The organism is Nocardia vulneris, from assembly GCF_001613425.1.
GTDB classification, from domain to species: Bacteria; Actinomycetota; Actinomycetes; order Mycobacteriales; family Mycobacteriaceae; genus Nocardia; species Nocardia vulneris.
In genome coordinates, this window is record NZ_BDCI01000039.1 from 35,598 (window position 1) to 57,928 (window position 22,331).

Annotated in this window: 21 protein-coding genes and 1 tRNA gene; 12 read left to right on the forward strand and 10 right to left on the reverse strand. The window is 68.7% G+C overall.

All coding sequences use genetic code 11. The annotated features are described in order from the left end of the window. Positions 1–186 precede the first annotated feature (186 nt). From NVU01S_RS33575 to NVU01S_RS33605, 7 genes are all read left to right on the forward strand, one after another. On the forward strand, positions 187–603 hold the full coding sequence (locus tag NVU01S_RS33575; protein WP_373864234.1) for a Fur family transcriptional regulator: 417 nt from the start codon (positions 187–189) through the stop codon (positions 601–603). A gap of 35 nt (positions 604–638) precedes the next feature. Further along, positions 639–2,864, forward strand: a complete 2,226-nt coding sequence (gene katG, locus NVU01S_RS33580) for a catalase/peroxidase HPI (protein ID WP_063048205.1) — start codon at positions 639–641, stop codon at positions 2,862–2,864. Positions 2,865–2,994: 130 nt separating this feature from the next. Further along, positions 2,995–3,996 (forward strand): Acg family FMN-binding oxidoreductase, encoded by a 1,002-nt coding sequence (locus tag NVU01S_RS33585; RefSeq protein WP_052281155.1) that lies wholly within the window; start codon positions 2,995–2,997, stop codon positions 3,994–3,996. 151 nt (positions 3,997–4,147) lie between these two features. Next, positions 4,148–5,629 carry an alpha/beta hydrolase gene (locus NVU01S_RS33590; RefSeq protein WP_043678492.1) on the forward strand — a complete coding sequence of 494 codons (1,482 nt, stop codon included), beginning with the start codon at positions 4,148–4,150 and terminating at the stop codon, positions 5,627–5,629. 112 nt (positions 5,630–5,741) lie between these two features. Continuing rightward, positions 5,742–6,389 (forward strand): response regulator transcription factor, encoded by a 648-nt coding sequence (locus NVU01S_RS33595; RefSeq protein ID WP_043678491.1) that lies wholly within the window; start codon positions 5,742–5,744, stop codon positions 6,387–6,389. Positions 6,390–6,468: 79 nt separating this feature from the next. Then, complete coding sequence (locus NVU01S_RS33600) at positions 6,469–8,130, forward strand: sensor histidine kinase (RefSeq protein ID WP_244467451.1); 1,662 nt, start codon at positions 6,469–6,471, stop codon at positions 8,128–8,130. Between the two features lie 66 nt (positions 8,131–8,196). Beyond that, the gene (locus NVU01S_RS33605; protein WP_043678489.1) at positions 8,197–9,276 is read left to right on the forward strand and encodes a PQQ-dependent sugar dehydrogenase; all 1,080 of its coding nucleotides are present in this window, start codon (positions 8,197–8,199) and stop codon (positions 9,274–9,276) included. Between the two features lie 11 nt (positions 9,277–9,287). Here NVU01S_RS33605 and NVU01S_RS33610 read toward each other — a convergent pair whose 3' ends face one another. From NVU01S_RS33610 to NVU01S_RS33625, 4 genes are all read right to left on the reverse strand, one after another. Then, entirely contained in the window at positions 9,288–10,676 is a 1,389-nt protein-coding gene (locus NVU01S_RS33610) for an outer membrane protein assembly factor BamB family protein (protein ID WP_043678487.1), read from the reverse strand. Next, positions 10,676–12,022 carry a hypothetical protein gene (locus tag NVU01S_RS33615; RefSeq protein ID WP_052281154.1) on the reverse strand — a complete coding sequence of 449 codons (1,347 nt, stop codon included), beginning with the start codon at positions 12,020–12,022 and terminating at the stop codon, positions 10,676–10,678. The genes NVU01S_RS33610 and NVU01S_RS33615 overlap by 1 nt, the downstream gene beginning before the upstream one ends. A gap of 203 nt (positions 12,023–12,225) precedes the next feature. Then, positions 12,226–12,597: a hypothetical protein gene (locus NVU01S_RS33620; RefSeq protein ID WP_156161859.1), complete on the reverse strand. Its 372-nt coding sequence runs from the start codon at positions 12,595–12,597 to the stop codon at positions 12,226–12,228. Positions 12,598–12,709: 112 nt separating this feature from the next. Beyond that, positions 12,710–13,951, reverse strand: a complete 1,242-nt coding sequence (locus tag NVU01S_RS33625) for an ROK family transcriptional regulator (RefSeq protein WP_043678483.1) — start codon at positions 13,949–13,951, stop codon at positions 12,710–12,712. A gap of 101 nt (positions 13,952–14,052) precedes the next feature. Between NVU01S_RS33625 and NVU01S_RS33630 the strand changes: the two genes are divergently transcribed. Further along, the gene (locus NVU01S_RS33630) at positions 14,053–15,588 is read left to right on the forward strand and encodes a carboxylesterase/lipase family protein (RefSeq protein WP_043678481.1); all 1,536 of its coding nucleotides are present in this window, start codon (positions 14,053–14,055) and stop codon (positions 15,586–15,588) included. On the opposite strand, the gene NVU01S_RS33635 is transcribed toward NVU01S_RS33630, so the two are convergent. Then, complete coding sequence (locus tag NVU01S_RS33635; RefSeq protein WP_082032340.1) at positions 15,589–15,981, reverse strand: VOC family protein; 393 nt, start codon at positions 15,979–15,981, stop codon at positions 15,589–15,591. 47 nt (positions 15,982–16,028) lie between these two features. After that, positions 16,029–16,442 (reverse strand): VOC family protein, encoded by a 414-nt coding sequence (locus NVU01S_RS33640; protein WP_043678475.1) that lies wholly within the window; start codon positions 16,440–16,442, stop codon positions 16,029–16,031. A 101-nt stretch (positions 16,443–16,543) separates the two neighbouring features. Here NVU01S_RS33640 and NVU01S_RS33645 point away from each other — a divergent pair, with 101 nt between their 5' ends. From NVU01S_RS33645 to NVU01S_RS33660, 4 genes are all read left to right on the forward strand, one after another. Beyond that, a complete protein-coding gene (locus NVU01S_RS33645; RefSeq protein ID WP_043678473.1) occupies positions 16,544–17,428 on the forward strand; it encodes a sigma-70 family RNA polymerase sigma factor in 885 nt (294 codons plus the stop codon). Further along, positions 17,425–17,844, forward strand: a complete 420-nt coding sequence (locus tag NVU01S_RS33650; RefSeq protein WP_063048207.1) for a VOC family protein — start codon at positions 17,425–17,427, stop codon at positions 17,842–17,844. Before NVU01S_RS33645 ends, NVU01S_RS33650 begins: the two co-directional genes overlap by 4 nt. 225 nt (positions 17,845–18,069) lie before the next feature. Further along, positions 18,070–18,152 (forward strand) — tRNA-Tyr (locus NVU01S_RS33655). Between the two features lie 36 nt (positions 18,153–18,188). Continuing rightward, positions 18,189–18,422, forward strand: coding sequence for a hypothetical protein (locus NVU01S_RS33660; RefSeq protein ID WP_156161858.1), 234 nt, complete (start codon positions 18,189–18,191; stop codon positions 18,420–18,422). A gap of 128 nt (positions 18,423–18,550) precedes the next feature. On the opposite strand, the gene NVU01S_RS33665 is transcribed toward NVU01S_RS33660, so the two are convergent. From NVU01S_RS33665 to NVU01S_RS33680, 4 genes are all read right to left on the reverse strand, one after another. Next, positions 18,551–19,813, reverse strand: a complete 1,263-nt coding sequence (locus NVU01S_RS33665) for an IS30 family transposase (protein WP_082032341.1) — start codon at positions 19,811–19,813, stop codon at positions 18,551–18,553. Positions 19,814–20,111: 298 nt separating this feature from the next. After that, complete coding sequence (locus NVU01S_RS33670; protein ID WP_043678468.1) at positions 20,112–20,357, reverse strand: hypothetical protein; 246 nt, start codon at positions 20,355–20,357, stop codon at positions 20,112–20,114. Positions 20,358–20,520: 163 nt separating this feature from the next. After that, on the reverse strand, positions 20,521–20,766 hold the full coding sequence (locus NVU01S_RS33675; RefSeq protein ID WP_063048208.1) for a hypothetical protein: 246 nt from the start codon (positions 20,764–20,766) through the stop codon (positions 20,521–20,523). Between the two features lie 9 nt (positions 20,767–20,775). Beyond that, the gene (locus tag NVU01S_RS33680) at positions 20,776–22,314 is read right to left on the reverse strand and encodes an ADP-ribosyltransferase (protein WP_082032181.1); all 1,539 of its coding nucleotides are present in this window, start codon (positions 22,312–22,314) and stop codon (positions 20,776–20,778) included. Positions 22,315–22,331 lie beyond the last annotated feature (17 nt).

A 22,331-nucleotide genomic window follows, 5' to 3' on the forward strand; every position in this document is an offset into this window, starting at 1 on the left:
ACCGGCCCCGGTCGCCCCGGCCCGGCCTTCCCGCATTCCTTGGGACACCTGACCGACCGTCACCGCGGGCTCCTGGTGTCGATCACAACGGGCGCGCACCCGGATTCGACCGGCGGCCAATGGTTGACTCATTCCAGAAAACGGACAAGACTCTGGTTCGTGCCTACGGCCATGGAATTCCAGCAGATGCTGCGGGGAGTTTCGCTGCGCGTGACGGCGCCCCGGGTCGCGGTACTGAGCGCCGTACACGAGCACCCGCATGCCGACACCGATTCCATCATCCGGGCCGTGCGCTCCCGCCTGTCGGCGGTGTCGCACCAGGCGGTTTACGACTCGCTGCACACCCTCACCGCCGCCGGCCTGCTGCGCTGCATCCAGCCGTCCGGTTCGGTGGCGCGGTACGAGACCCGGGTCGGCGACAACCATCATCACGTCGTGTGCCGCCACTGCGGCCGGATCGCCGACGTCGACTGCGCGATCGGCGAAGCGCCCTGCCTGTCCGCGTCCGACGACAGCGGCTTCGCCATCGACGAGGCCGAAGTCATCTATTGGGGCCGCTGCCCCGACTGTGCGGCGAAGACCGCCGCTCCACCACGTCCCTGACCACAGCCCGCACTACTCATCAAGGAAGGAATACCGTGACGTCCGACAGCCGTCCACCTACTCCTGATACCGAAACTCGCAGCGCGAGCGAGAGCGAGAACCCGGCGATCCCGTCCCCGACGCCGCAGACCGACCACCGCCCCCGCACCAACAAGGACTGGTGGCCGGAGCAGATCGATCTCTCGGTGCTGCACGCGCATTCGTCCAAGTCGAACCCGCTCGGCGAGAGTTTCAACTATGCCGAAGAGTTCGCGAAGCTCGATGTCGAAGCGCTGAAGGCGGACGTCGCGGCAGTCCTGACCAACTCGCAGGACTGGTGGCCCGCCGACTACGGCAACTACGGCGGTCTGTTCATCCGGATGAGCTGGCACGCCGCAGGCACCTACCGCATCGCCGACGGCCGCGGCGGCGGCGGACAGGGCGCGCAGCGGTTCGCCCCGCTCAACAGCTGGCCCGACAACGCGAACCTGGACAAGGCGCGCCGGCTGCTGTGGCCGGTCAAGCAGAAGTACGGCAACAAGATCTCCTGGGCCGACCTGCTGGTGTTCGCCGGCAACGTGGCACTCGACTCGATGGGCTTCCAGACCTTCGGTTTCGGCTTCGGCCGCCCCGACATCTGGGAACCGGAAGAGGTCTTCTGGGGTCCGGAGGACACCTGGCTCGGCGACGAGCGCTACAGCGGTGACCGTGAGCTGTCGGGCCCGCTCGGCGCGGTCCAGATGGGCCTGATCTACGTGAACCCGGAAGGGCCGAACGGTCAGCCCGATCCGGTCGCCTCCGCGCGCGATATCCGCGAGACGTTCGGCCGCATGGCGATGAACGACGAGGAGACCGCCGCGCTCATCGTCGGCGGCCACAGCTTCGGCAAGACGCACGGCGCGGGCAACCCCGACCTGGTGGGCGCCGAACCCGAAGCCGCGCCGATCGAGCAGCAGGGCCTCGGCTGGAAGAGCGCCCACGGTACCGGCAAGGGCAAGGACGCCATCACCAGCGGCCTGGAGGTCGTGTGGACCTCCACGCCGACCCAGTGGGGCAACGGGTTCCTGCAGAACCTGTACGGCTACGAGTGGGAGCTGACCAAGAGCCCCGCCGGCGCGTGGCAGTGGAAGCCGAAGGACGGCGCGGGCGAGGGCACCATCCCCGATCCGTTCGACGGTCCCGGCCGCACCCCGACCATGCTGACCTCGGACCTGGCCCTGCGCGAGGACCCGATCTATCGGGAGATCACCAGCCGCTGGCTGGAGCACCCCGAAGAGCTGTCCGTGGCATTCGCCAAGGCCTGGTACAAACTGCTGCACCGCGACATGGGTCCGATCAGCCGCTACCTCGGCCCGTGGGTGCCCGAACCGCAGCTCTGGCAGGACCCGGTGCCGGCCGTCGAGCACGCGCTGATCGACGCGCAGGACATCGAGGCGCTCAAGAGCAAGGTGCTCGAATCCGGCCTGTCGGTGCCGCAGCTCGTCAAGACGGCCTGGGCCTCCGCGTCGAGCTTCCGCAGCACCGACAAGCGCGGCGGCGCGAACGGTGCCCGGATCCGGCTCGAGCCCCAAAAGAGCTGGGAGCTCAACGAACCCGCCGAACTGGCCAAGGTGCTGCCGGTGCTGGAACAGATCCAGCAGGACTTCAACGGCTCCGCCGCCGGCGGCAAGCAGGTCTCGCTGGCCGACCTGATCGTCCTCGCCGGTGCCGCGGCGATCGAGAAGGCGGCCAAGGATGCGGGGCACGCCGTGACGGTGCCCTTCGCCCCCGGACGCACCGACGCGACGCAGGAGAACACCGACGTCGAGTCGTTCGCGGTGCTCGAACCGCGGGCCGACGGTTTCCGCAACTACGTGCGGGCCGGTGAGAAGGCGCCGTTGGAGCGGCTGCTGCTCGAGCGGGCCTACCTGCTCGACGTGACGGCGCCGGAGCTGACGGTGCTCATCGGTGGTCTGCGTGCGCTGGGCGCCAACTACGGCGGCACCGAGCACGGCGTGTTCACCCAGCGACCGGGCACGCTGACCAACGACTTCTTCGTCAACCTCCTCGACCAGAGCGTCGAGTGGAAGGCCGCGGAGTCGGCGGAGAACGTCTACCAGGGCGTCCGCGCGGGTCAGCCCACCTGGACCGCGACCGCCAACGACCTGATCTTCGGCTCGCATTCGCAGTTGCGCGCGATCGCCGAGGTCTACGCCCAGCAGGACGCGGGCCGGCGGTTCGTCGACGACTTCGTCGCCGCGTGGGTCAAGGTCGTCGACAGCGACCGGTTCGACCTCGCCTGATCGTCGATCGGAAACAGGCCGCTCCTTCGGGGGCGGCCTGTTTTCGTGCGGCCCGCGAGTGACTTTCGGCCTTCCGATTCGGGTCCGAGTCCTGTATCGGCGGCCGGCTCGCGCATCGGACACTCGAGACATGACCGCAAGCGACGCACTCCCCCGGACACTGGCGCCGGATCGGCCGACGCTCACGGCGGCCGTGCGACTGGCCGGGCGGGCGCCCTCGGTACACAACACCCAGCCGTGGCAGTGGGTGTTCGACGGCACCTACCTGCATCTGCATCGAGACGACGACCGGCTGCTGACCTCGACCGACCCGCGCGGCAGGCAGCTGGTGATCAGCTGCGGGGCAGTGCTGCATCACCTGCGTACCGCGCTCGCCGTGCGCGGCTGGCACACCGACGTCGTCCGGCTACCGGATCCGGCCCGGCCCGATCGCCTGGCGACGATCTCGTTCCGCCCGTGGCCGGACCCGCCCGCGGGCGTGCACGCCAGGGCGCGGGTGATCGAGCTACGGCGGACCGATCGGCTGCCGCTGCTGCCGCCGCGGGAGTGGCCCGAATTCCTGCACGCCGCACGGTTGCTCACCAATCCGCACCACATCGAACTCGATGTGCTCGGTCCGGCTGCGGGCCCGCGCCTCGCGCTCGCGGCGCAGCGCACGACCGCGCTGCACCGGTACGACATGGAGTATCAAGCCGAATTGCACTGGTGGACCGGGCATTCCGATCTGGTGGACGTGGTGCCGCGCAGCGCCATGATTTCCCGCGAGGAGTCCGCCCGTGTGCCCGTCGGGCGCGCGTTCCCCGCCACGGCACAGTCCGGTCGCCGCGCGGCGACCGAGGACCGTGCCCGGCTGGTGGTGCTCAGCTCCGCCGCGGACTCGGTGCGCGAGTGGTTGCACACGGGCGAGGCGCTCTCGGCGGTGCTGCTGGAAGCCGCCGCGGCGGGGCTGGCCACATGCACGCTCACCCACATCACCGAAATGACCACCGCCCGAACGACGATCGCCAATCTGCTGCCCCATCCCGGCACCCCGCAGGTCGTGCTCCGGATCGGCGTCGCACCCGACGGCGAGGTGCCCGTCCTGTCGCGGCGCCGCCCCGTCCCCGACATCCTGTCGTTTCGTCAGGGATAACGACAGGACCGGCCCGGGGCACGGCGGCGCCCGTTGGTCGCCGTGCCCCGGAATCTGCCGGGTGGTCTGTTCTGTTTCGTTGCGGCAGAATGACTCCCGGTGGGATCGGCGATGGGGGTAGGCCATGCGTATCCGGGCACGCAGGATCGGGATGATCTCGGCGACCGTGGCGCTGCTGTTCAGTACGGCGTGCGGCAGCTCTGAACAGGCACCCGACGCGCTGGACAAGTTCTACCGGCAGTCGCCGCAGTGGATTTCGTGCGCCGAATTCCCGGGCACCGACGCGATCGCCGATGCGGGATACCAGTGCACTCATATCGAAGTGCCGCTCGACTATGCCGAACCCGCCGGTGCCACCGCGCGAATCGCCATCTCCCGTCGCCCCGCCGACGGCGACCGGATCGGCGCACTGCTCACCAATCCGGGCGGGCCGGGCGCCCCCGGCCTGACGTATCCGGCCGTGTTCGCGAAAACGCCGCTGGCCCAACGCTTCGATCTGATCGGCGTCGATGTGCGCGGCCTGGGCGCGTCCACACCGAAGGTGACCTGCCTGACCGAGGAAGAGTTCCAGGCCCAGCGCAGCGACCTGGACCTCGATTTCTCCCCGGCCGGTATCGCACAGACCGAGCAGGAACACCGGGACTATGTCGCGAAATGCGTCGAACGCACCGGGCTCGACGTACTCGCACACGTCGGAACCGCCGATGTGGCAAGGGACTTCGACGTCATCCGAGCTGTGCTCGGCGATCCGAAGCTGACCTACTTCGGCGGGTCGTACGGCACTCGGCTCGGCTCGACCATGGCCGAGCTGTTCCCGCAGCGCATCCGCGCCATGGTTTTGGACGGCGGCGTCGACCCGGCGACGAACATGATCGACCAGGTCACCTTCTCGGCCGGATTCCAGCACGCGTTCGAGGCGTTCGCGGCCGCGTGCGTCACGACGCCGACCTGCCCGATCGGTGTGGACCCCGATCCGGCACGAGTACGAATATCGTTGCGTGCGTTGCTGGACCCCCTGATCGAGCGGCCGGCGACCACCTCCGACCAGCGCGGCCTCGGTTATCCCGATGCCCTGTCCGGGATCGTCAATTCGCTCTACACGCCGCAGACCTGGCCGCAGCTCACCCAGGGGCTCACCGAACTCACCCAGGGTCGCGGTGACACCCTGCTCGCGGTCGCGGACTTCTTCGCGCGTCCGGGCACGGTGGCACGCGACCTGCACAACGCCGTGATGTGCCTGGAGGAGGTCCGAGTCACCGATCGCGCCGCGGCGGCCGAACTCGATCGCCGAATGCGGGCCGCCGCCCCCATATTCGACGACGGGCGGGCGAGCGGGCAAGCGCCGCTGGACCTCTGCGCATTCTGGCCGGTGCCCCCCGCGTCGCAACCCCACGTCCCGAACGTGACCGGGTTGCCCCCGGTGCTCGTCGTCGCCACCACCGGCGATCCCGCGACACCGCATCCCGGCGGGGTAGCACTCGCCCGCGCCCTGCACGCGCCGCTGATCACCTATGAGAGCGTGCAGCACGGCGCGTTCGATAGCGGCGTGGCCTGCGTGGACGAGCCTGTGCTCCGCTATCTGATCGATCTGGCCCCGCCTCCCGGGGAGGTACGCTGCGCGCACGTAGGGTGAGGTGCGACCGCGTTTGTCAAGGGACTTCGGTCACCGATTCGAGGCCCGACGCCGGGCCTGCGGCGGGTAAATCTTCGTAGGCTGAGGTAACGGCCCAGGAAGGTGCAACGCAATGGTCACAGTGTTCTTGGTGGACGATCACGCGATCGTGCGACGCGGGGTCGCCGACCTGATCGACGCCGAAACCGACCTCCAGGTGATCGGCGAGGCGGGCACCGTGTCCCAGGCAATGGCGCGCATCCCCGCACTGCGCCCCGACGTCGCCGTCCTCGACGTACGACTACCCGACGGCAACGGCATCGAACTATGCCGCGAACTACTCGACCAACACCCCGGCCTGCACTGCCTCATCCTGACCTCGTTCACCGACGAGCAAGCGATGCTCGACGCAATCCTGGCCGGGGCCAGCGGGTACGTGGTCAAGGACATCGGCGCCCTCGAACTCGTCGACGCCATTCGCGAGGTCGGCGCCGGGCACTCGCTGCTCGACAATCGCGCCGCCGCCGCGCTCATGGCGAAACTCCGGGAAGAGGCCGCGGCCCGAACCGGCCCGCTGGCCGGTCTCACCGAGCAGGAACGCACCCTGCTCGAGCTGCTCGGTGAGGGATTGACCAACCGGCAGATCGCCGGGCGGATGTTCCTGGCCGAGAAAACGGTGAAGAACTACGTCTCCCGGCTGCTGGCCAAGCTCGGGGTCGAGCGGCGCACGCAGGCCGCGGTGCTCGCCTCCAAACTCAATGCACCGCCGAAGGGCGAATGACCCGCGAACCGCCGACCGGCTCGGGAGCGGTTGGCCGGCGCGGCGGGCCTGCGCGCTCGCGCGTGCGAAAATGACCGGCATGGCAGGCAGCGGGCCCGGCGACCCGGGCCAGATGGATCGGCTGATCGAGGCGATGCTGGTGGTGACCGCGGGCCTGGACCTCGACAAAACGCTGCGCACCATCGTGCACACCGCCATCGAACTGGTCGACGCCGGTTACGGCGCGCTCGGCGTCCGCGAAACCGAGAAGGACAGCCTGCAACTCGCCGAATTCGTCTATGAGGGCATCGACGACCGGACCCGGGTGCTGATCGGCGATCTACCGCGCGGCCACGGCGTACTCGGCGTGCTCATCGAGGACCCGAAACCCATACGGCTGCGCGATCTTTCGACCCATCCGGCGTCGGTCGGGTTCCCGGCGAATCATCCGCCGATGCACACCTTCCTCGGTGTTCCGGTGATGGTGCGCGACGAGGTGTTCGGCAATCTCTACCTCACCGAAAAGGCCGGTGGCCAGGAATTCACCGAGGACGACGAGGTCATCGTGCAGGCGCTGGCCGCCGCGGCCGGCACCGCCATCGCCAACGCCCGGCTCTACGAGCAGTCCCGGATCCGCCAGCAATGGCTCGAGGCCACCCAGGACGTGGCGACCGAGCTGCTGGCCGGCACCGAACCGGGCGAGGTGCTCGAGCTGGTCGCCGATCGGGCGCTGCGCCTCACCCGCTCGGCGGTCGTGTTCCTCGCGCTGCCCGCGGACCCGGCCGTCCCGCGCGACGAGGTCACCGAGTTGCTGGTCGTCGCGGCGGCCGGTACCGGCTCGGAAAAGCTACCCGGACAACGTATTCCGATCACCGGATCGCATTCGGGCACCGCCTTCCGCACCGGCCGGGTAGTGGGGGGCGAACAGCTGATGTTCCAGCCCGAGTTCGACGGTTCCGCCGAATACGGTCCCGCACTGGTGCTTCCGCTGCGGGCCGAGCACACGGTGATCGGCGTGCTGGTCACCCTGCGCCCGCCCGGCGCGCGACCGCTCGACGCCGCGGCGCAAGCGATGATCACGTCCTTCTCCGACCAGGCCGCGCTCGCTTTGCATTTGGCGGCGACGCAGCGGCGGATGCGCGAACTCGACGTGCTCTCCGATCGCGACCGCATCGCCCGCGATCTGCACGATCACGTGATCCAGCGCCTGTTCGCGGTCGGGCTCTCGCTGCAGGGCACGGCGAAACGCGCGGGCACGCCCGAGGTGGCCGCCAAACTCACCGAAACCATTCAGGACATCCAGTCCATCGTGCAGGAGATCCGGCATTCGATCTTCGACCTGCACAGCAGCACCGCCGCGGACGCCCCGACGCTGCGCAAGCGCCTGCACGCGGTGATCGCCGAAATGACCGCGGACACCGGCCTGCGCACCACGGTCCGGCTCGCCGGACCGGTCTCGGTCCTGGCGCCGCCGCTGTCCGAAGACGTGGAAGCGGTGCTGCGCGAAGGTCTCAGCAACGTCGTCCGGCATGCGGCGGCGACCACGGTATCGGTCCAGCTCGCGGTCGGTGACGATGTCACCATCGCGATCACCGACGACGGCAGCGGCATACCCGAGGAGTCGCCGCGGCTGAGCGGGCTGGCGAACCTCGCCGCCCGCGCCGAACAAGCCGGCGGCAGTTTCGAGATCCGCCGCAACGACCTGCACGGCACCGTCCTGCGCTGGTCGGCGCCCCTGCCCGACCAGCCGCCACGCTCCTGACACCGCGCGGCCTCCCCACTTCCGTCGCCAGTCGAGTCGGGCGTCCGGATGTGGTTCTACTTAGTCATGACTTCGGCACTTCGACGTGCGGCACGTTACGCGGGTGCCGCGGTGATCTTCTTGGTGGCAACGGCTTTCGTGGCCACGCCCGGTTCGCTGGCGGAGCGCTCCGCGGGCGTGCCCGACCTCAGCGCCCCGCAGGAAGTGGCGCGCGATATCGCCATCCCGTGGGGTCTGGCCTTTCTGCCGGACGGATCGGCCTTGGTCGCGCAGCGCAATACCGGTGTGATCCTGCGCATTTCACCCGGCACCAAACCGGTGCAGGCCTATCGCGTTCCAGGGGTGGTGGCCCGCGGTGAGGGCGGCCTGCTCGGCCTCGCGGTGTCGCCGCAGTACGCCGAAAATGGTTACGTGTACGCCTATTTCACCGCCAGCGCGGACAATCGGATCGTGCGCTTCCGGCTGGACGGCCAACCCGAGGCGGTCTTCACCGGAATCGCGAAGGCGAGCACACACAACGGTGGCCGGATCGCGTTCGGGCCCGACGGCATGCTCTACGCGGGCACCGGCGACGCGGGACAGAAACAGCGGTCGCAGGATCCGGCGAGCCCCAACGGCAAGATTCTCCGGCTGACGCCCGAAGGACGGCCCGCACCGGGCAATCCGACGCCGAACTCGCCGGTCTACACCCTCGGCCACCGGAACGTGCAGGGCTTGGCCTGGGATCCGACCGGGCGGCTCTACTCGACCGAATTCGGCCAGGACACCTACGACGAGGTCAATCGGATCGAGGCGGGACGCAACTACGGGTGGCCGATCGTCGAGGGCAAAGGCGACACGCAAGGCGGCAAGTACACCAATCCCCTGGTCACCTGGACCACCCAGGAAGCTTCGCCGTCCGGGCTCGCGATCACCGCGAACACGTTGTACGTCGCGGCTTTACGCGGACAGCGGCTGTGGACCATCCCGCTGCGCACCGACGGCACCCTCGGCCAGCCCGTCGCGCAGCTGCGGGACCGTTACGGCCGGTTGCGCACCGCGCAGGTCGCGCCGGACGGCTCGCTCTGGGTCAGCACGTCCAACACCGACGGACGCGGCACCGTCCGCACCGGGGACGACCGCGTCGTCCGATTCCCGGCGCGCTGAGCGTTCGCTCGTCAGAGTGGCCGTAACGCGATCAGGGTGCGGGCGGAGGCGTAAAAGAAGTGGCCCGTTGTGCGGGCGCGCAATTGCCCGCCGCCGCTCAGCACGTCGGGCGTGACGTCCACCGCGGTGAACGGGATATCCCACACCGTCGCACCGGTTTTCGGGTCGACCGCCCACAGACCGGTGGCATCGGACAGGACGACGACCTGCCCGTCCCAGGCGGCTGCCGTGCCGTAGCGCTCGGCACGGACCTGCCACAATCGGTGGCCCGTGCGCATGTCCAATCCGGTCATGGTGTGCGCCTGATCATCTCGGAGCAGCGCAGCCGCGCCGACAACGGCGATCGCGGTACCCGTGGTGGTGTTGCCGGTCTCGCTGCCTCGCGCGGCGGTGACGAGATCCGAGTTGGTCCAGACGACCGCACCGGTGCGGCGATCGCGGGCACTGTCGGCGAGCAGCACCGGGACGGTGTCGTCGGCCGGACTATCGATCGAAAGAGACTGGGTGGCTGCCTGATCGGTCGTCGCGATCACCCGGCCGGTGCGGTCGAGCAGGTCGGAGCCGGTGACCCGATAGCCGGAGCACTCGGTGTGCACGCGCTGGACCAGTGCGCCGCGTACGCCCGACGCGCGCGAGCATCCGTTCAGTTCCGCCGTCCAAGTAGGCGCGCCCGAATCGAGATCGAATCCCGCGAGCCCGGCACCGAGGGCGAGCACGCCCTGACCGTCGGTCACCGTCAGGGCGTCGCCCGACAGATCTTCCCAGGCCGTGCCCAGCGTGAAGTCGCGGGACCAGGACGCCTGCGGGTCCGCGAACGTTCCGGCGTGCACCCGCACGTCGTCGGATTCGACATCGCCCTCGGCGACGTACACACGATCACCGAGGGTTGCCAGCGCGAAGACCAGCCAGGGTGTGGGCGTACGGGTGATCTTTCCGCTGCCGAGGTCGTAGCCGATCAGCTCGGAGGCCTCGGAAGCGTTGGCGTAGCACACGATTCGGCCGTCTACCGGGGCCGCCGCGCAACCACGCAGGCCCGGGGCGGGCGCACGCCAGCGCACCGCGCCGGACTTCGCGTCGAGGCCGACCAACATCGGATCCCGCAGCGCCATATCGCCGTTCGCGGCACCGGTCACCGTGACCAGGGTGTCGCCCGCATCGATGAATCCCGGTCCGCCGACGTCGAATTCGGTGCCCGCGACAGGATCACGGAACTCCAGCCCGTCCTCACCGCGGGTGGCGGCGGCGACGGACCAGGCCAGGCCGGGTGCCGCGGCCGCCGTGCCGGTGATCTTGCGGACCTCGTCCGCGGGCTGGGTCAGCACGTAAACCGCACCAGCCGTGGTGAGTACGGCGGCCACCGCGGCGAGGATCAGTCCGCGCAATCCGGGAACGGAGCGCATCACCGGACCTCGAGACCTGGCGTCAGGGCGATCGCCTCGAGCCTCTCGAACGTCAAGGCAGGGGTGGGCTCGTCGACGGTAGTGCCGACGCGAACCCGGGCGCCCGACGTGCGGGTGACCGTGACCGAACGGATGAGCTGCGGCACAGGTTGTGCCCCAGGCTGCGTCGATATCGTCGTGAAACGCGATTCCCGCGTCTCTACGACGGTTCCGTCCGGCAGCCGGCGCGAGGTCACGCGCTCGCCGTCCGATGCGGAAGCCGAAGGGTCCGGCAGACGCTGCCCCGTGAGGACGGCGACCTCCAACCGCGACTGCTGCCCCGGCGTCGTGATCCGGACCGCCTGACACACCCCGCCGCCGCCGAAGTCCACAGGACGCAACTGTCCCAATGGCCGATCCAGGGTGAGCCCGTCGAGCGGGATCCGGGCCAGCACGGCGTCCAGCCTGCGAGCCGTGGCCTGGTCGATCGTGCCGCCGCCCTCGGTCTCGCCATTGCAGGATTCGGGCACGTCCGGGGTGCCGGGCGGCACCGGTGCGCCGACCCGCAAGCCCGGTGCCGTCACCACGGCGACCAGCTCATCCAGGCTCAACGGCACCGTGCCGGAATGGTTGGCGCCATCGGTGTCGGTGGCGGTGACCGTGACCGCGGTGCCGTCGGTCAGGTACGCGTGCGCGGTGCGCGACAGGGTGCGGACGCCGTCCACTTCGTACCAGGTGTCGTCGACGTCGACGATCCCGTCGGCGAGGTGCTTGCGTTCGTCGAGATCGCCTGCCACACAGGGCGGAGCCGCCGCGGTGGAGCGCCGCACCGAGAGATTGAGATTTCCCGTCGCACTGCCCCGGCGCAGGATGGCGTCCGCACTGGTCCAGCCGCCGAAGCCGGACTGCTCGCCGGAGTCTTCGGGATCGGTGATGGGGCGGAAGCGCAGCGAACGCGCTACGGACGCGAAGGCCAGCTCGACCTCACCGGGCAGCGCATCCTGCGCCGCCTGCGACATCGCGACCGCCTTGGGGCCGGAGAACCACGGATACGCGGGGTTGTCGTAGCCGGACTCGGCCGACTCCACGAACGCCATCGAGGTGCCCGCACTGGGTGGCTCGACGGTGGCGCAACCCGGAATCGCCACCGGGAACACCACCGGCGGGGTGCTATAGGACCGTTCCCGCGACGGCTCTTCCGTGCTGGACGCGGGCACCGGCGCGGTCGTCAGCTCCGGCTCGCGTTCGTGCAGCAGCCCGCCCACGATGACGCCGCTCGCCACGATCGCCACACAGATCAGCGCGACGGTCCACCCGGTCACCGCGCGCGACGGCTCGGCCGAGTCGGTTTTCTCACCGCTGTCCATGCGTCACGCCCTCCCTAGCCCGTCGACATTCCAGGGGATGTCTACCAAACGCGGCACAAGGTACATCGCGCAGGCGCGCCCGGCGCTACTCGGGCGGACGACGGAATGCGAGCGGAACCAACGCCAGGAACGCCGGACTCGTTCGGCTCAACCCACCCATCACCGGCGCGGCACGGTCGGCGAATCGCCGAGCCGGTGCCCTATTACCAAGCGCCGATGAAGAATTCGAGTACCGCCAACGCGACTGCCGCCAGCAATGCCGAACCGGCCGCCGCACCGAGCGTGAGGATACGGGCACGGCGTCGGTCCGCACCGGCCACCCGAACCGCGACCACACCACCCAACACCCCGAGGATCGCCAGCACCGGAGCACCGCCGAGGATGAGATAGAACAAACTTCCCAACGCCGCATCCCCCGCCCCACCGAACCCGCGGGCGTAACCCGACAGCGGCACCGGAAACCGGTAGACGATCGCGACCAATGCGGCCGCCACAGGTGCCAGCACGACCGCGACCAAGGCCCCCAACCCCGCCATCCTCGTGACGCTCGCACCGTCCGCCGCAGAATCAGCCATCCCTGCAGCTTATGGACCCCGCTGCACTCCACCGCCTCGACCCGTGCCGTGGCACCGTGCCGGCAGCACTCCGTTCGGCACAGCGCTCGCTCAGCAGGTCGGGTGATGCATCTCAGCTCGAGGGTTGCGCGACGGGCGGACGATGCAGGCGTGGGACGGTGGCGGGGTCGGACAGTGCTGCGCGCCGGGCGAATTCGACTACGCCGAGCAGGGCGGCGTCGGGACCGAGGTGGGCCGGGGTGAGTTCCGGTGCGAGCGTGGGCACGAGGGCGCTGCGTCCGGCGAATTGCTGACCGATGATCGGATCCAGCCACGGAAACCATTGCGCGAGTGCGCCGCCCAGGATCACCTCGTCGATGTCGAGCAGGGCGGTGATGGACAGGATCGCCGCACCCAACGCCCGCCCGGCACTCGCGATCGCCGCGAGCGCGCGCTCGTCACCCCGCCCCAGCGCCCCGACGAGTTCAGCGGCGGCGGGTGCCAGTCCGTTGCGCCGCAACAGATCACCGAGACCGGCCGCACCGAGCACCGCTTCGGGACCGGCGTAACACACCAGACAACCACGAGCACCACAGACACACAGCGGCCCGTCGAAGGCCACCGGCATATGTCCCGGCTCGCCCGCGACCCCGTGACTGCCGGTGTGGATGACGCCATCCAGCACGATGCCCCCGCCGATTCCGGTGCCTGCCGCGAGGTAGACCACGGCTCGCGGCCGTCCGGGATGCGCGTGGTATTCGGCGAGCGCGGCGGCGTTCGCGTCGTTGATGACGTCGATCGGGCAGGTCAGCTCCGGGAGCCGCCGATCGATCAGCGCGCGCAGGCGAACCGGACGCAACCAGCCGAAATCCGGTGCGAGGAGCACAGTTTGCGCAGCGTCCGCAGCGACCGGCCCGGCCATCGCCACCGCGACGCGCACCAGCTCCGCATCGGGTGCCGCGGCTCGGGCCCGTCGTACCGCGTCCGCGATCCGATCGGCGAGCGCCGCCGGCACACCGGCGGTGCCATCGTGGGGTGACATGTCCTGCCACATAAGGCTTCCCGCGAGATCGGCCAGGGCCACGCGGATGTGCTCGGCACTGATCTGCACTGCGACCGTCACCGCGCGCCGCGCCACCAACCGCAGCAGTCGCCGCGGCCGCCCACGTCCGCCGAGATTCCGTACCCCGTCTTCACGCACCAGTCCGCGCACCGCGAGATCGGCCACCATGGTGGTGACCGAGGCGTGCGACAGTCCGGTCGCCACCGCGATCTCCGTGCGCGCGCACGGGCCGTGCTCGGCGACGTGCCGCAGCACCGCACCCAGGTTGCGTCGCCGCACCGCCACCGAATCGTGTGCCCCACTGCTCGCCATCTCTCCGAGACTATGCAGGTCACGAATTTTTTCAACCGTTGACTGATTCGCCCCCGACTCGCGAACATACCGAGGTCGCACGAACCGAATCGAGGTCTGCCATGTCCCCTGCGCGCATCCGGCGTCGCACCGTCCTGCTGGGCGCGGGTGCCCTCGCGGTGGCGGCGGCCTGCACCACCGAGCGTTCGCCTTCGGACGTCGTCCGGACGACCTACGGCCCGGTCCGGGGTATCCGCCGCGACACCGGCCTGGCCTTCCTCGGCGTGCCGTTCGCCCGACCGCCGGTCGGCGAGCTGCGGTTCGCCGCGCCCGCACCACCCACGCCCTGGACCGACACGCTCGAATGCGCCGCTTACGGACCCACTGCGCAGCGCAGATCACTGGCCGCGGTGACGACCATCCCCGAGCCGAGCATCCCCGGCGACGCGATCCTCAGCGTGAACGTCTTCACCCCCGATCCGGCCGCCCGCGGGCTGCCGGTGCTGGTGTGGATCCACGGTGGCGGCTTCGTCGCGGGCAGTCCGGCCAGCCCCTGGTACGACGGCGCGTCCTTCAATCGTGCTGGTGTGATCGTGGTTTCGGTCGGGTACCGGCTCGGGATCGACGGGTTCCTGCGCCTGGACGGCGCCCCGGACAATCGAGCGGTACTCGACTGGATAGCCGCCCTGCGCTGGGTCCGCGACAATATCGCCGCGTTCGGTGGCGATCCGGACAAAGTCACCGTCGCGGGCCAGTCCGCAGGGGGCGGCGCGGTCTGGGCGCTGCTGGCCACCCCCGCCGCGCGCGGGTTGTTCCGGGCCGGCATCTGCGCGTCCGGGGCGGTGACACAACCGAACGATCCCGCCGCAGGACGTGCGGTGGCCGAACTGTTCACCCGGCGCACCGGTGTGCCGGCGACCGCGGCGGCACTGCGCGCGGTCCCCGAGAACGCGCTGCTCGATATGCAGGACGCGCTGCAAGCGCCCGGCCCCGGCAGCGAATCCGTGCCGATGCTCGGCCTCGCACCGTTCGCCGACGGTGCACTGATCCCCGAGTCCACCCCCGAGTTGTTGAAAAGCGGTGCGGGCGGCGATGTTCCGCTCCTGCTCGGCTTCACCAGACACGAATTCAACATGGCGGCGACGCCGGCCGCTCAGCAGCCGGACGCGGCCGCCGCGAGCCCGCTCGCCCAAGCCGGCCGCGGCGTCGATCCGGACGCGCTGCGCGCCGCCTACCCGGGCGCGAACCCCACCGAACTCGCCGGGCAGGCCATCAGCGACACGATCATTCGCGGCCCCTCCTACCGGATCGCCGAGGCACGCGCCGCCCAGAACCTGCCCACCTGGCTCTACGAATTCGAGTGGACCGCAACCTCTCCGAGCTATCAGGGCATGGCGGCGCACTGCCTGGACCTCCCCTTCGCCTTCGATCTGCTGCACGCGCCGGGTGTCACCGAGGCTGAGGGCGCCGCACCGCCGCAAGCCCTCGCCGACGCCGTCCACGCCGCCTGGGTCGCCTTCGTGAAAGAGGCCGACCCCGGCCGGAATTGGCCGCGCTACACCCTCGCGCAGCGGCAAGCCATGATCTGGTCGGAGCACAGCCAGGTCCGCGCCGACGCGTTCGCCGCGCAACGTCGGCTCTGGCTGCCCCTGACCTGATCACGACCCGGCGGTGGTCACCTTCCACAGGTAGCCGTCCGGGTCGCTGAAATAGCCGTAGTACCCACCCCATTCGGCCGGACCCGGAGCTTTGACCACCTCGGCGCCCGCGGCGACGGCGGTACGCATGATCTCGTCCACCGCCGCCCGCGAGTCGGGGCTGAGGTGGAACGAGGCACCGCGGAAACCGGAACCTGCTGCGGGAACACCGGCATCGGCGGCCGCCGCGTCCCATTCGTAGAGTGCCAGGTTCAACGCCCCGTCGTTCAACCGCAACGCGACGAATTTGCGAGTGTCCTTGTCGATTTCGCAGCCCAGGCCCTCGGCGTAGAACTGCTTGGCGCGGTTCAGATCCCGCACGCCGAGCATGACGGCTTTCAGGTGTATCGGCACGTTTCCTCCTTCAACGCCGGTACTCGTCAGATCTCTTGCCGCAGCGGCTATTCCGCATACGGCTGATCGGCTCCCTCGGCGCTGTAGCCGAGACTCCAGATGTAGCCGTCCGGATCGGCGAACGAGCCACCGTAGCCGCCCCAGGGCAGTGCGCCCGCGGGTTTGAGCACGGTGGCTCCTGCCTTCTCGGCCTCGGCGACGATCTCCTCGACGCGCGCTTCGCTCCGGACGACATAAGTCAGGACCAGTCCGCTGAAGCCGCTGCCCTCCGGACTCGTGCCGACCTGACCGGCCAACCCTTCGCGACCGTAGAAACCGACCCGGGAACCGCCCTCCGGTTCGAAGAACACCGAGACGCCGTAGTCGTCCTTGATCTTCCAGCCCAGTCCGTCGACATAGAACTGCTTGGACCGCTCCAGATCGGCGACGCCGAGCAGGATCGAACTCACATGCGCTTTCATATTTCTCCCTGGGGATTCGAGGCGTGGACCGGCGGGTTGTCACATCGGTGTGGTGTGGCCGGTCAATAGGTATGACAGCCCCCGACGAAGGAACGTGACAGATGGCCGAGCAGGACTGGTTGAGCGAACAGTTCACCGAGCACAGAGACCAGTTGCAGGCGGTGGCATACCGCATGCTCGGATCACCCGAAGAGGCCCAGGACGCCGTGCAGGAGGCGTGGCTGCGGGTCGGGCGGGCCGACACCGACCAGATCGAGAACCCGGCCGGTTGGTTGACGACGGTGGTCGCCAGGGTCTGCCTGAACATGCTCGAGGCCCGTCGCGTCCGTCGTGAGGAGTCGGCCGGAGCGCTGCCGCCCGAACCTGCGGTCCCGGCCGCCGACCTGCGGCACACGGCCCCGACCGGTCCGGAAAACGAAGCGCTGCTGGCCGATTCGGTGGGCGTCGCGCTGCTGGTGGTACTCGATGTGCTGACCCCGGCCGAGCGGTTGGCGTTCGTGCTGCACGACATCTTCGCGGTGTCGTTCGGCGAGATCGGCGAGATCATCGACCGCTCTCCGGTGGCGGCACGGCAACTCGCCAGCCGGGCCCGGCGGCGCGTGCAGGGCGCGGCAGAGGCCTCCGGAGCCGCGCGCTCGCGCAAGCGGGAGGTCGTCGCCGCCTTCCTCGCCGCGTCCCGACACGGGGATTTCGAGGCCCTAGTCGAGTTGCTCGATCCCGATGCCGTGGTCGGCGAGATCCGCGGTGGTACCGCGGTCGCGGCGTTCTTCTCCGGGCGAGCGCAGGCCGCGCGGCTCGCGCTGGTCGACGGCGTCCCGGCCGCGGTGTGGCTGCATCGCGGGCAGGCGCGGGCGGTCATCGGCTTCACCGTGCACGACGGGAAGATCACCCGCGTCGACGTCGAAACCGACGCCCAGGGGATCACCGACTCGACCATCGTCTACCTCGTCGACCCGGCCGCCGGACGCAACGCGGACGAAGCATGACCGACCTGGAGCTGCGCCTCACGACCCTGCGTCTCGCCGTCCACGACCTCGGCCGGGCCGTCGACTTCTACCGTGACGTGCTCGGTCTCGAAGTCCACGGCGAACCCGGCGGAAAGCTGTCACTGCACATGGGCCCGTCGGCGCAACCGCCGGTCCGGATCGTTCTCGAAACCCCGGACGCCGTCCCCGGCATCTCACCCGCCGACCGCCGTGCGATCGAGGACCTGATGACCGTCGGCCTACTCGGTCGCCTGGAGTTCCGAACCACCAACTGCGACAGCACCTTCGAGCGCCTCGAGGCCGCCGGCACCGAAGTCATCCAAGAACCCATCACCCGCCCCGACCACACCCGCGACTGCGCCTTCCTGGACCCCTCCGGCAACCTCCTCCGCTTCACCCAACAGATGAACCCCTGACCCCGCCCGCCACTCCGCATGCAGCGCACCGAATTCATCGACGGAGCACACCGCACGCAAGCCCGGCAGGAGCGAAAATGGGTTGGAAGGGGTGGGCCGGTTTGGCACGATGGGATCGGAGACTTTCGAGGGGCCGAAGGAGGGCGGGCGTGCGGGTGGCGCGATATCGCCGTGTTCGACCGGTCGACCGGTCGCGCTGAAACGCAGTGCGCTGTCGAGCGATTCGGGGCGGCGTCGACGTTGGAGAGTCGGGCTCGGCTGTAAACCGAGTGCCACGCGCTGAGTGGGTTCGAATCCCTCCCGCCCCACGATGGGGGCCGATGGCTACGTGGAGGACGCACGCCGTGACGGATTCAGTTCTGGGCCGCGCAGCAGAGGACGTGTGCGCGGAATTGCGTGCCCACGCCTCGGTCTGCGAAGAAACCCCGCACGACCCGGTCACCGTCGTCCGCCAAGGGGAACGGTTACGCAAGGCCATGCTGATCTACGAAGCAGCCCTCTCGGAGGTGACGGGTTGGTCGCTCCCACTCCGCCACCTCGGCCATCTCGAAGACTACATCGACGAGGACGACGAGTAGCCGCTCAGCTTCTCGAGACTCGGCTGGCCACCGACCGTGACGGCGCGTACGCCTAGGTTCTGTCTCGAAGTGGTGAGACGGGGCCATTAGCATCTGCACCACTTCTCGGGATTTACACCCTGGCGGATTCAGGTGGTTGTTGCAACAGTGGGTGGATTGGTCGGGTTGGAGAGTAGTTCATCGAGTGCTTCGGCGGGGTTGGCCCAGTTGAGGGTTTTGCGGGGTCGGTTGTTGAGTTGGGTGGCGACGTAGTCGAGGTAGTCGGCGGGGAAGACCGACAGGTCTTGGCCTTTGGGGAAGTATTGGCGCAGAAGGCCGTTGGTGTTTTCGTTGGTGCCGCGTTGCCAGGGTGAATGTGGGTCGCAGAAGTAGATGTCGAGGTCGGTCGCGGCTGTGATTTGAGCATGGTTGGTCATTTCCCGGCCCTGGTCCCAGGTCAGTGTTCTGCGCAGGATCGACGGTAGCCGGCTCATTTTCGTGATCATCGCTTCTTGGACCGCGAGTGCGGAGTGGTCGGTGGGAAGGTGGAGCAGGATCACGAACCGGGTCATGCGTTCGACCAGGGTGCCGATCGCTGATCGACTGTTCTTGCCGATGATCAGATCACCTTCCCAGTGACCCGGAACAGCCCGGTCTTCGACCTCGGCGGGCCGGGCACTGATATTGATCATGCCCGGGATGGGTGAACCGCGTTGCCCGACCCCGCGGCGGGGTTTGCGTATCGCCCGCCCACTACGCAACTGTTGATGCAGGTCACGACGCAAACCACCACGGCCTTGCACGAACAAGCTCCGATAGATCGTCTCGTGAGACACCCGCATCTGCTCCTGCTCGGGAAACTCCCGCCGCAACCGGTGGCTGATCTGGGCGGGACTGTACTTGGCAGCCAACCAGTCACCGACCAGCCCCGCCAACCTCGCATCACCGGCCAGCTTGGCCGGTTTGGGACGCCGAGCCCGACGCTCACTGCGGTACTGGGCCACACCCGCTCGATAGTGCACCCGCGCAACAGGCCCACGTCGCACACCGGCCCCGATCCGATACTCGTGCCGATACCTGATCACGCGACCATGCCTGCCCGGACTGCCATTACGCCTGATCTCCCGCGAGACCGTCGACGCCGCACGACCAAGCCGATCCGCGATCGAACGCACCGACTCCCCACACCCGACACCGACCGCGATCTCCTCACGCTCAGCCAACGACAATCGAGGCCTCGACCCCACCGAATCAACCACACCCACACAAGGTTTCACCCCACCAGCCTCAACGAACAACCGATTACCAGTACTGGCAGACAACCCCACCGCCACCCCAGCAACCGACGGCGAAACCCCCTCACCCACCAACCCCCAAAACTCCCCCAACACCACACGCGACACACGAACCATCACAACACTCCCTGATCAGCCGCGTTGCAATCACCACTTGAATCCGCCGGGGTGTGAATCCCGAGAAGTGGTGCAGATGTGCGGCTTTCGGGTGTCGACACGGGGCTAACTGTCGTTTGGTTTGCTTGCGTTCGGGCTTGTTGGCTGGCTGCCGATGTGTGACTTGCCCAGATTGGTGTGCCTGCCGCGGGAGTTACCGGGATGGTGCTGGGCGCGTCGGGTGGGACTTCGAGACAGAGCCTATTTCCCGTCCGCCGACCGTGGGGTCGCCGGTAGCCTCATCAGCGCCTACCTCGCCCTACTCGTCGGCGGGCGGCGCGGGTGGCGCATACCGGGTGCTGTCGTCCCAGTCGGCATCATCGTTCCAGTCCTCATCACCGAACCGGCTCGACAGATGGATCCGCTTCTCGGGCGGCACGGCCTCGCGCCGAGCGTTGAACTCGGCCCATTCCGCCTCGATTTCCGCGTCCCGCTCCGGTGAGGGCGGCGGCAACCCTGCCTCTTCCCGGCTGGTGAATTTGCGTCCCTTGTAGTACTCGGCCATCGGTCCCTCCTAAGGGATCTCGATCATGTAGATGCCGGTGTAGTCCCGCAGCGCGGCACGGTCGGTGTCGGACTGCAGAGACCCTGGCGTCGGATCGGCCTTGGGTTAGAGCCGTCGGGGGTCGACGGCCCGTTAATCGGAGCCGTCAGTGCCCGCCCTGGGTCTACTCGTCGGCGGGCGGCGCGGGTGGCGCGTATCGGGTGCTGTCGTCCCAGTCGGCATCATCGTTCCAGTCCTCGTCACCGAACCGGCTCGACAGATGGATACGTTTCTCGGGCGGCACGGCCTCGCGCCGAGCGTTGAATTCGGCCCATCCCGCCGCAATTTCTGCGTCCCGCACCGGGTCACGTGGCGGCAGTCCTAACTCTACACGGCTGCTGAACTTGCGCCCCTTGTAGTACTCGGCCATCGTTTCCTCCTAAGGGATCTCGTTCATGTAGATGATGATTCGCCCACTCGGGTCATTTTCCACGACTTGGCGGACATCAAAGTTGGTCCCGGACTTGAACAGCACCTCTTGCTCGCTCGGTCGGCGGGCGAACTCCTCTACTGACTTCCCGTGCTCACTGAAGATGCGAAATTCCACGGGCCGGTCGAATGCAGCCTCAGGCGTACGTGACGCGGAGGTGAAACCGGGCTCGGTGATGATGCCGTCTCGGTTGGCTGCCTCGCGGTAACGGGCCAGATCCTCAGCACTCAGGTCCACCCGCCGTGTCACGTGGCCTTGGTAGTCGGGCAGCTTGTCGAGCGCGGCGTTGATCTCCCCCTCACGCATCTGCTGATACCGGCTGATACCACCGTGCCGCAACTGCCAGTTCAGCGCCTCCGAGCCGCCAGGACCGGTGTAGTCCCACAATGCGGCGCGGTCGGCGTCGGACAGCAGCGACCCTGGCGTCGGATCGGCTTTGGGTTTGAGTCGTCCGGCCGGACCCAATTCCTCGAGCCGTTCGCATTCGCGCACGTGGCGGGCAAGGTCGGCGTCGAGCTTCACCCCGGCGGCGATCCGGCGGTTGGTGAGCCATTGTTCGATAATCGCCCGCATCGGGCGCGCGTAGCGCGCGCAGATGGCTGCGGCACCCGCTACACCGATAGCTGCCCCGGCACCGAAGGTGATGAACGAGGAAGCGACCGAGATTGCGGCGGTGATCGCCAGCTCTTGGATCAGTGCGTCGCGCACCATTTCGAGCTGCTGCGCGAGCAGCTCGCGCAGTTCATCGAGGGCGGCGCGATGATCCCGGCACGACTGGGCGAGGTCGGCCATCGCGGTGAGCGCGGCCTCGGCGGCCGCTTTCAGTGCGCGCAGATCCTCATCGATGAACTCGACCTCCGGCGCGACCACATCGGCGAAAGCGACCGCGGCGGCCTCGAGAATCGCCGGAAACCCTGCCGCCCCTTCCGCGGTGCGGGTGGCGTCCCAGGTGATCGCGGCGTTGGAAATGGTGGTGGCGTTGCCGTCGGGCACGGTGAGCCCGATCTTCTCGACCAGGCCCAATCCCTCATCGATCAACCCGTTGCCGGGGCCGCCCGCAGACGGGAGCGGAACTCGGCAATTGAGGACCGGGTACATCGGGGTCGGAGGTTTGACCGGGGCTGGGCCCGCATCGATAGTCGCGCCGTGCTCGGCCAGCGCGCGTTCGTAGCCGCAATTGTTGAGCACCACGGCATAGGCGTGTGCGGCGCTGGCGACCTTGGTGACCATGGACAAGATGTCTTTGGCGCGCTGGTCGTAGGACTTACCCCACTCCTTGGCCTCGGAGTACGACCCGGTCATGTTGGTGGCCTTGGCCAGTTCCGGCCAGCGCGCATCGATGGCCGACCACCACGCGGACGCACCAGCCGCGATTTTGGTAGCGGTGTCGTAGTAGACCGCGGTGTCGACGTCGAGCAGCGATCCGGTCAATGAACGGCCCGCCCGCCTGGCACGGTTCCGGTCACTGCTGTCGCCCCCTCCGGTCATCCCTCCTGAACGATGCA

Bases quoted from the DNA above. Each gene is read 5' to 3' on its own strand.
- NVU01S_RS33600 (WP_244467451.1), top strand. From the start codon at position 6,469: ATGGCAGGCAGCGGGCCCGGCGACCCGGGCCAGATGGATCGGCTGATC.
- NVU01S_RS33630 (WP_043678481.1), top strand. From the start codon at position 14,053: ATGTCCCCTGCGCGCATCCGGCGTCGCACCGTCCTGCTGGGCGCGGGT.
- NVU01S_RS33610 (WP_043678487.1), bottom strand. From the start codon at position 10,676: ATGCGCTCCGTTCCCGGATTGCGCGGACTGATCCTCGCCGCGGTGGCC.
- NVU01S_RS33650 (WP_063048207.1), top strand. From the start codon at position 17,425: ATGACCGACCTGGAGCTGCGCCTCACGACCCTGCGTCTCGCCGTCCAC.
- NVU01S_RS33595 (WP_043678491.1), top strand. From the start codon at position 5,742: ATGGTCACAGTGTTCTTGGTGGACGATCACGCGATCGTGCGACGCGGG.
- NVU01S_RS33645 (WP_043678473.1), top strand. From the start codon at position 16,544: ATGGCCGAGCAGGACTGGTTGAGCGAACAGTTCACCGAGCACAGAGAC.
- NVU01S_RS33680 (WP_082032181.1), bottom strand. From the start codon at position 22,314: ATGACCGGAGGGGGCGACAGCAGTGACCGGAACCGTGCCAGGCGGGCG.
- NVU01S_RS33590 (WP_043678492.1), top strand. From the start codon at position 4,148: ATGATCTCGGCGACCGTGGCGCTGCTGTTCAGTACGGCGTGCGGCAGC.
- NVU01S_RS33585 (WP_052281155.1), top strand. From the start codon at position 2,995: ATGACCGCAAGCGACGCACTCCCCCGGACACTGGCGCCGGATCGGCCG.
- NVU01S_RS33625 (WP_043678483.1), bottom strand. From the start codon at position 13,951: ATGGCGAGCAGTGGGGCACACGATTCGGTGGCGGTGCGGCGACGCAAC.
- NVU01S_RS33670 (WP_043678468.1), bottom strand. From the start codon at position 20,357: ATGGCCGAGTACTACAAGGGACGCAAATTCACCAGCCGGGAAGAGGCA.
- NVU01S_RS33665 (WP_082032341.1), bottom strand. From the start codon at position 19,813: ATGGTTCGTGTGTCGCGTGTGGTGTTGGGGGAGTTTTGGGGGTTGGTG.
- NVU01S_RS33615 (WP_052281154.1), bottom strand. From the start codon at position 12,022: ATGGACAGCGGTGAGAAAACCGACTCGGCCGAGCCGTCGCGCGCGGTG.
- NVU01S_RS33575 (WP_373864234.1), top strand. From the start codon at position 187: ATGCTGCGGGGAGTTTCGCTGCGCGTGACGGCGCCCCGGGTCGCGGTA.
- NVU01S_RS33605 (WP_043678489.1), top strand. From the start codon at position 8,197: ATGACTTCGGCACTTCGACGTGCGGCACGTTACGCGGGTGCCGCGGTG.
- NVU01S_RS33675 (WP_063048208.1), bottom strand. From the start codon at position 20,766: ATGGCCGAGTACTACAAGGGGCGCAAGTTCAGCAGCCGTGTAGAGTTA.
- NVU01S_RS33620 (WP_156161859.1), bottom strand. From the start codon at position 12,597: ATGGCTGATTCTGCGGCGGACGGTGCGAGCGTCACGAGGATGGCGGGG.
- NVU01S_RS33640 (WP_043678475.1), bottom strand. From the start codon at position 16,442: ATGAAAGCGCATGTGAGTTCGATCCTGCTCGGCGTCGCCGATCTGGAG.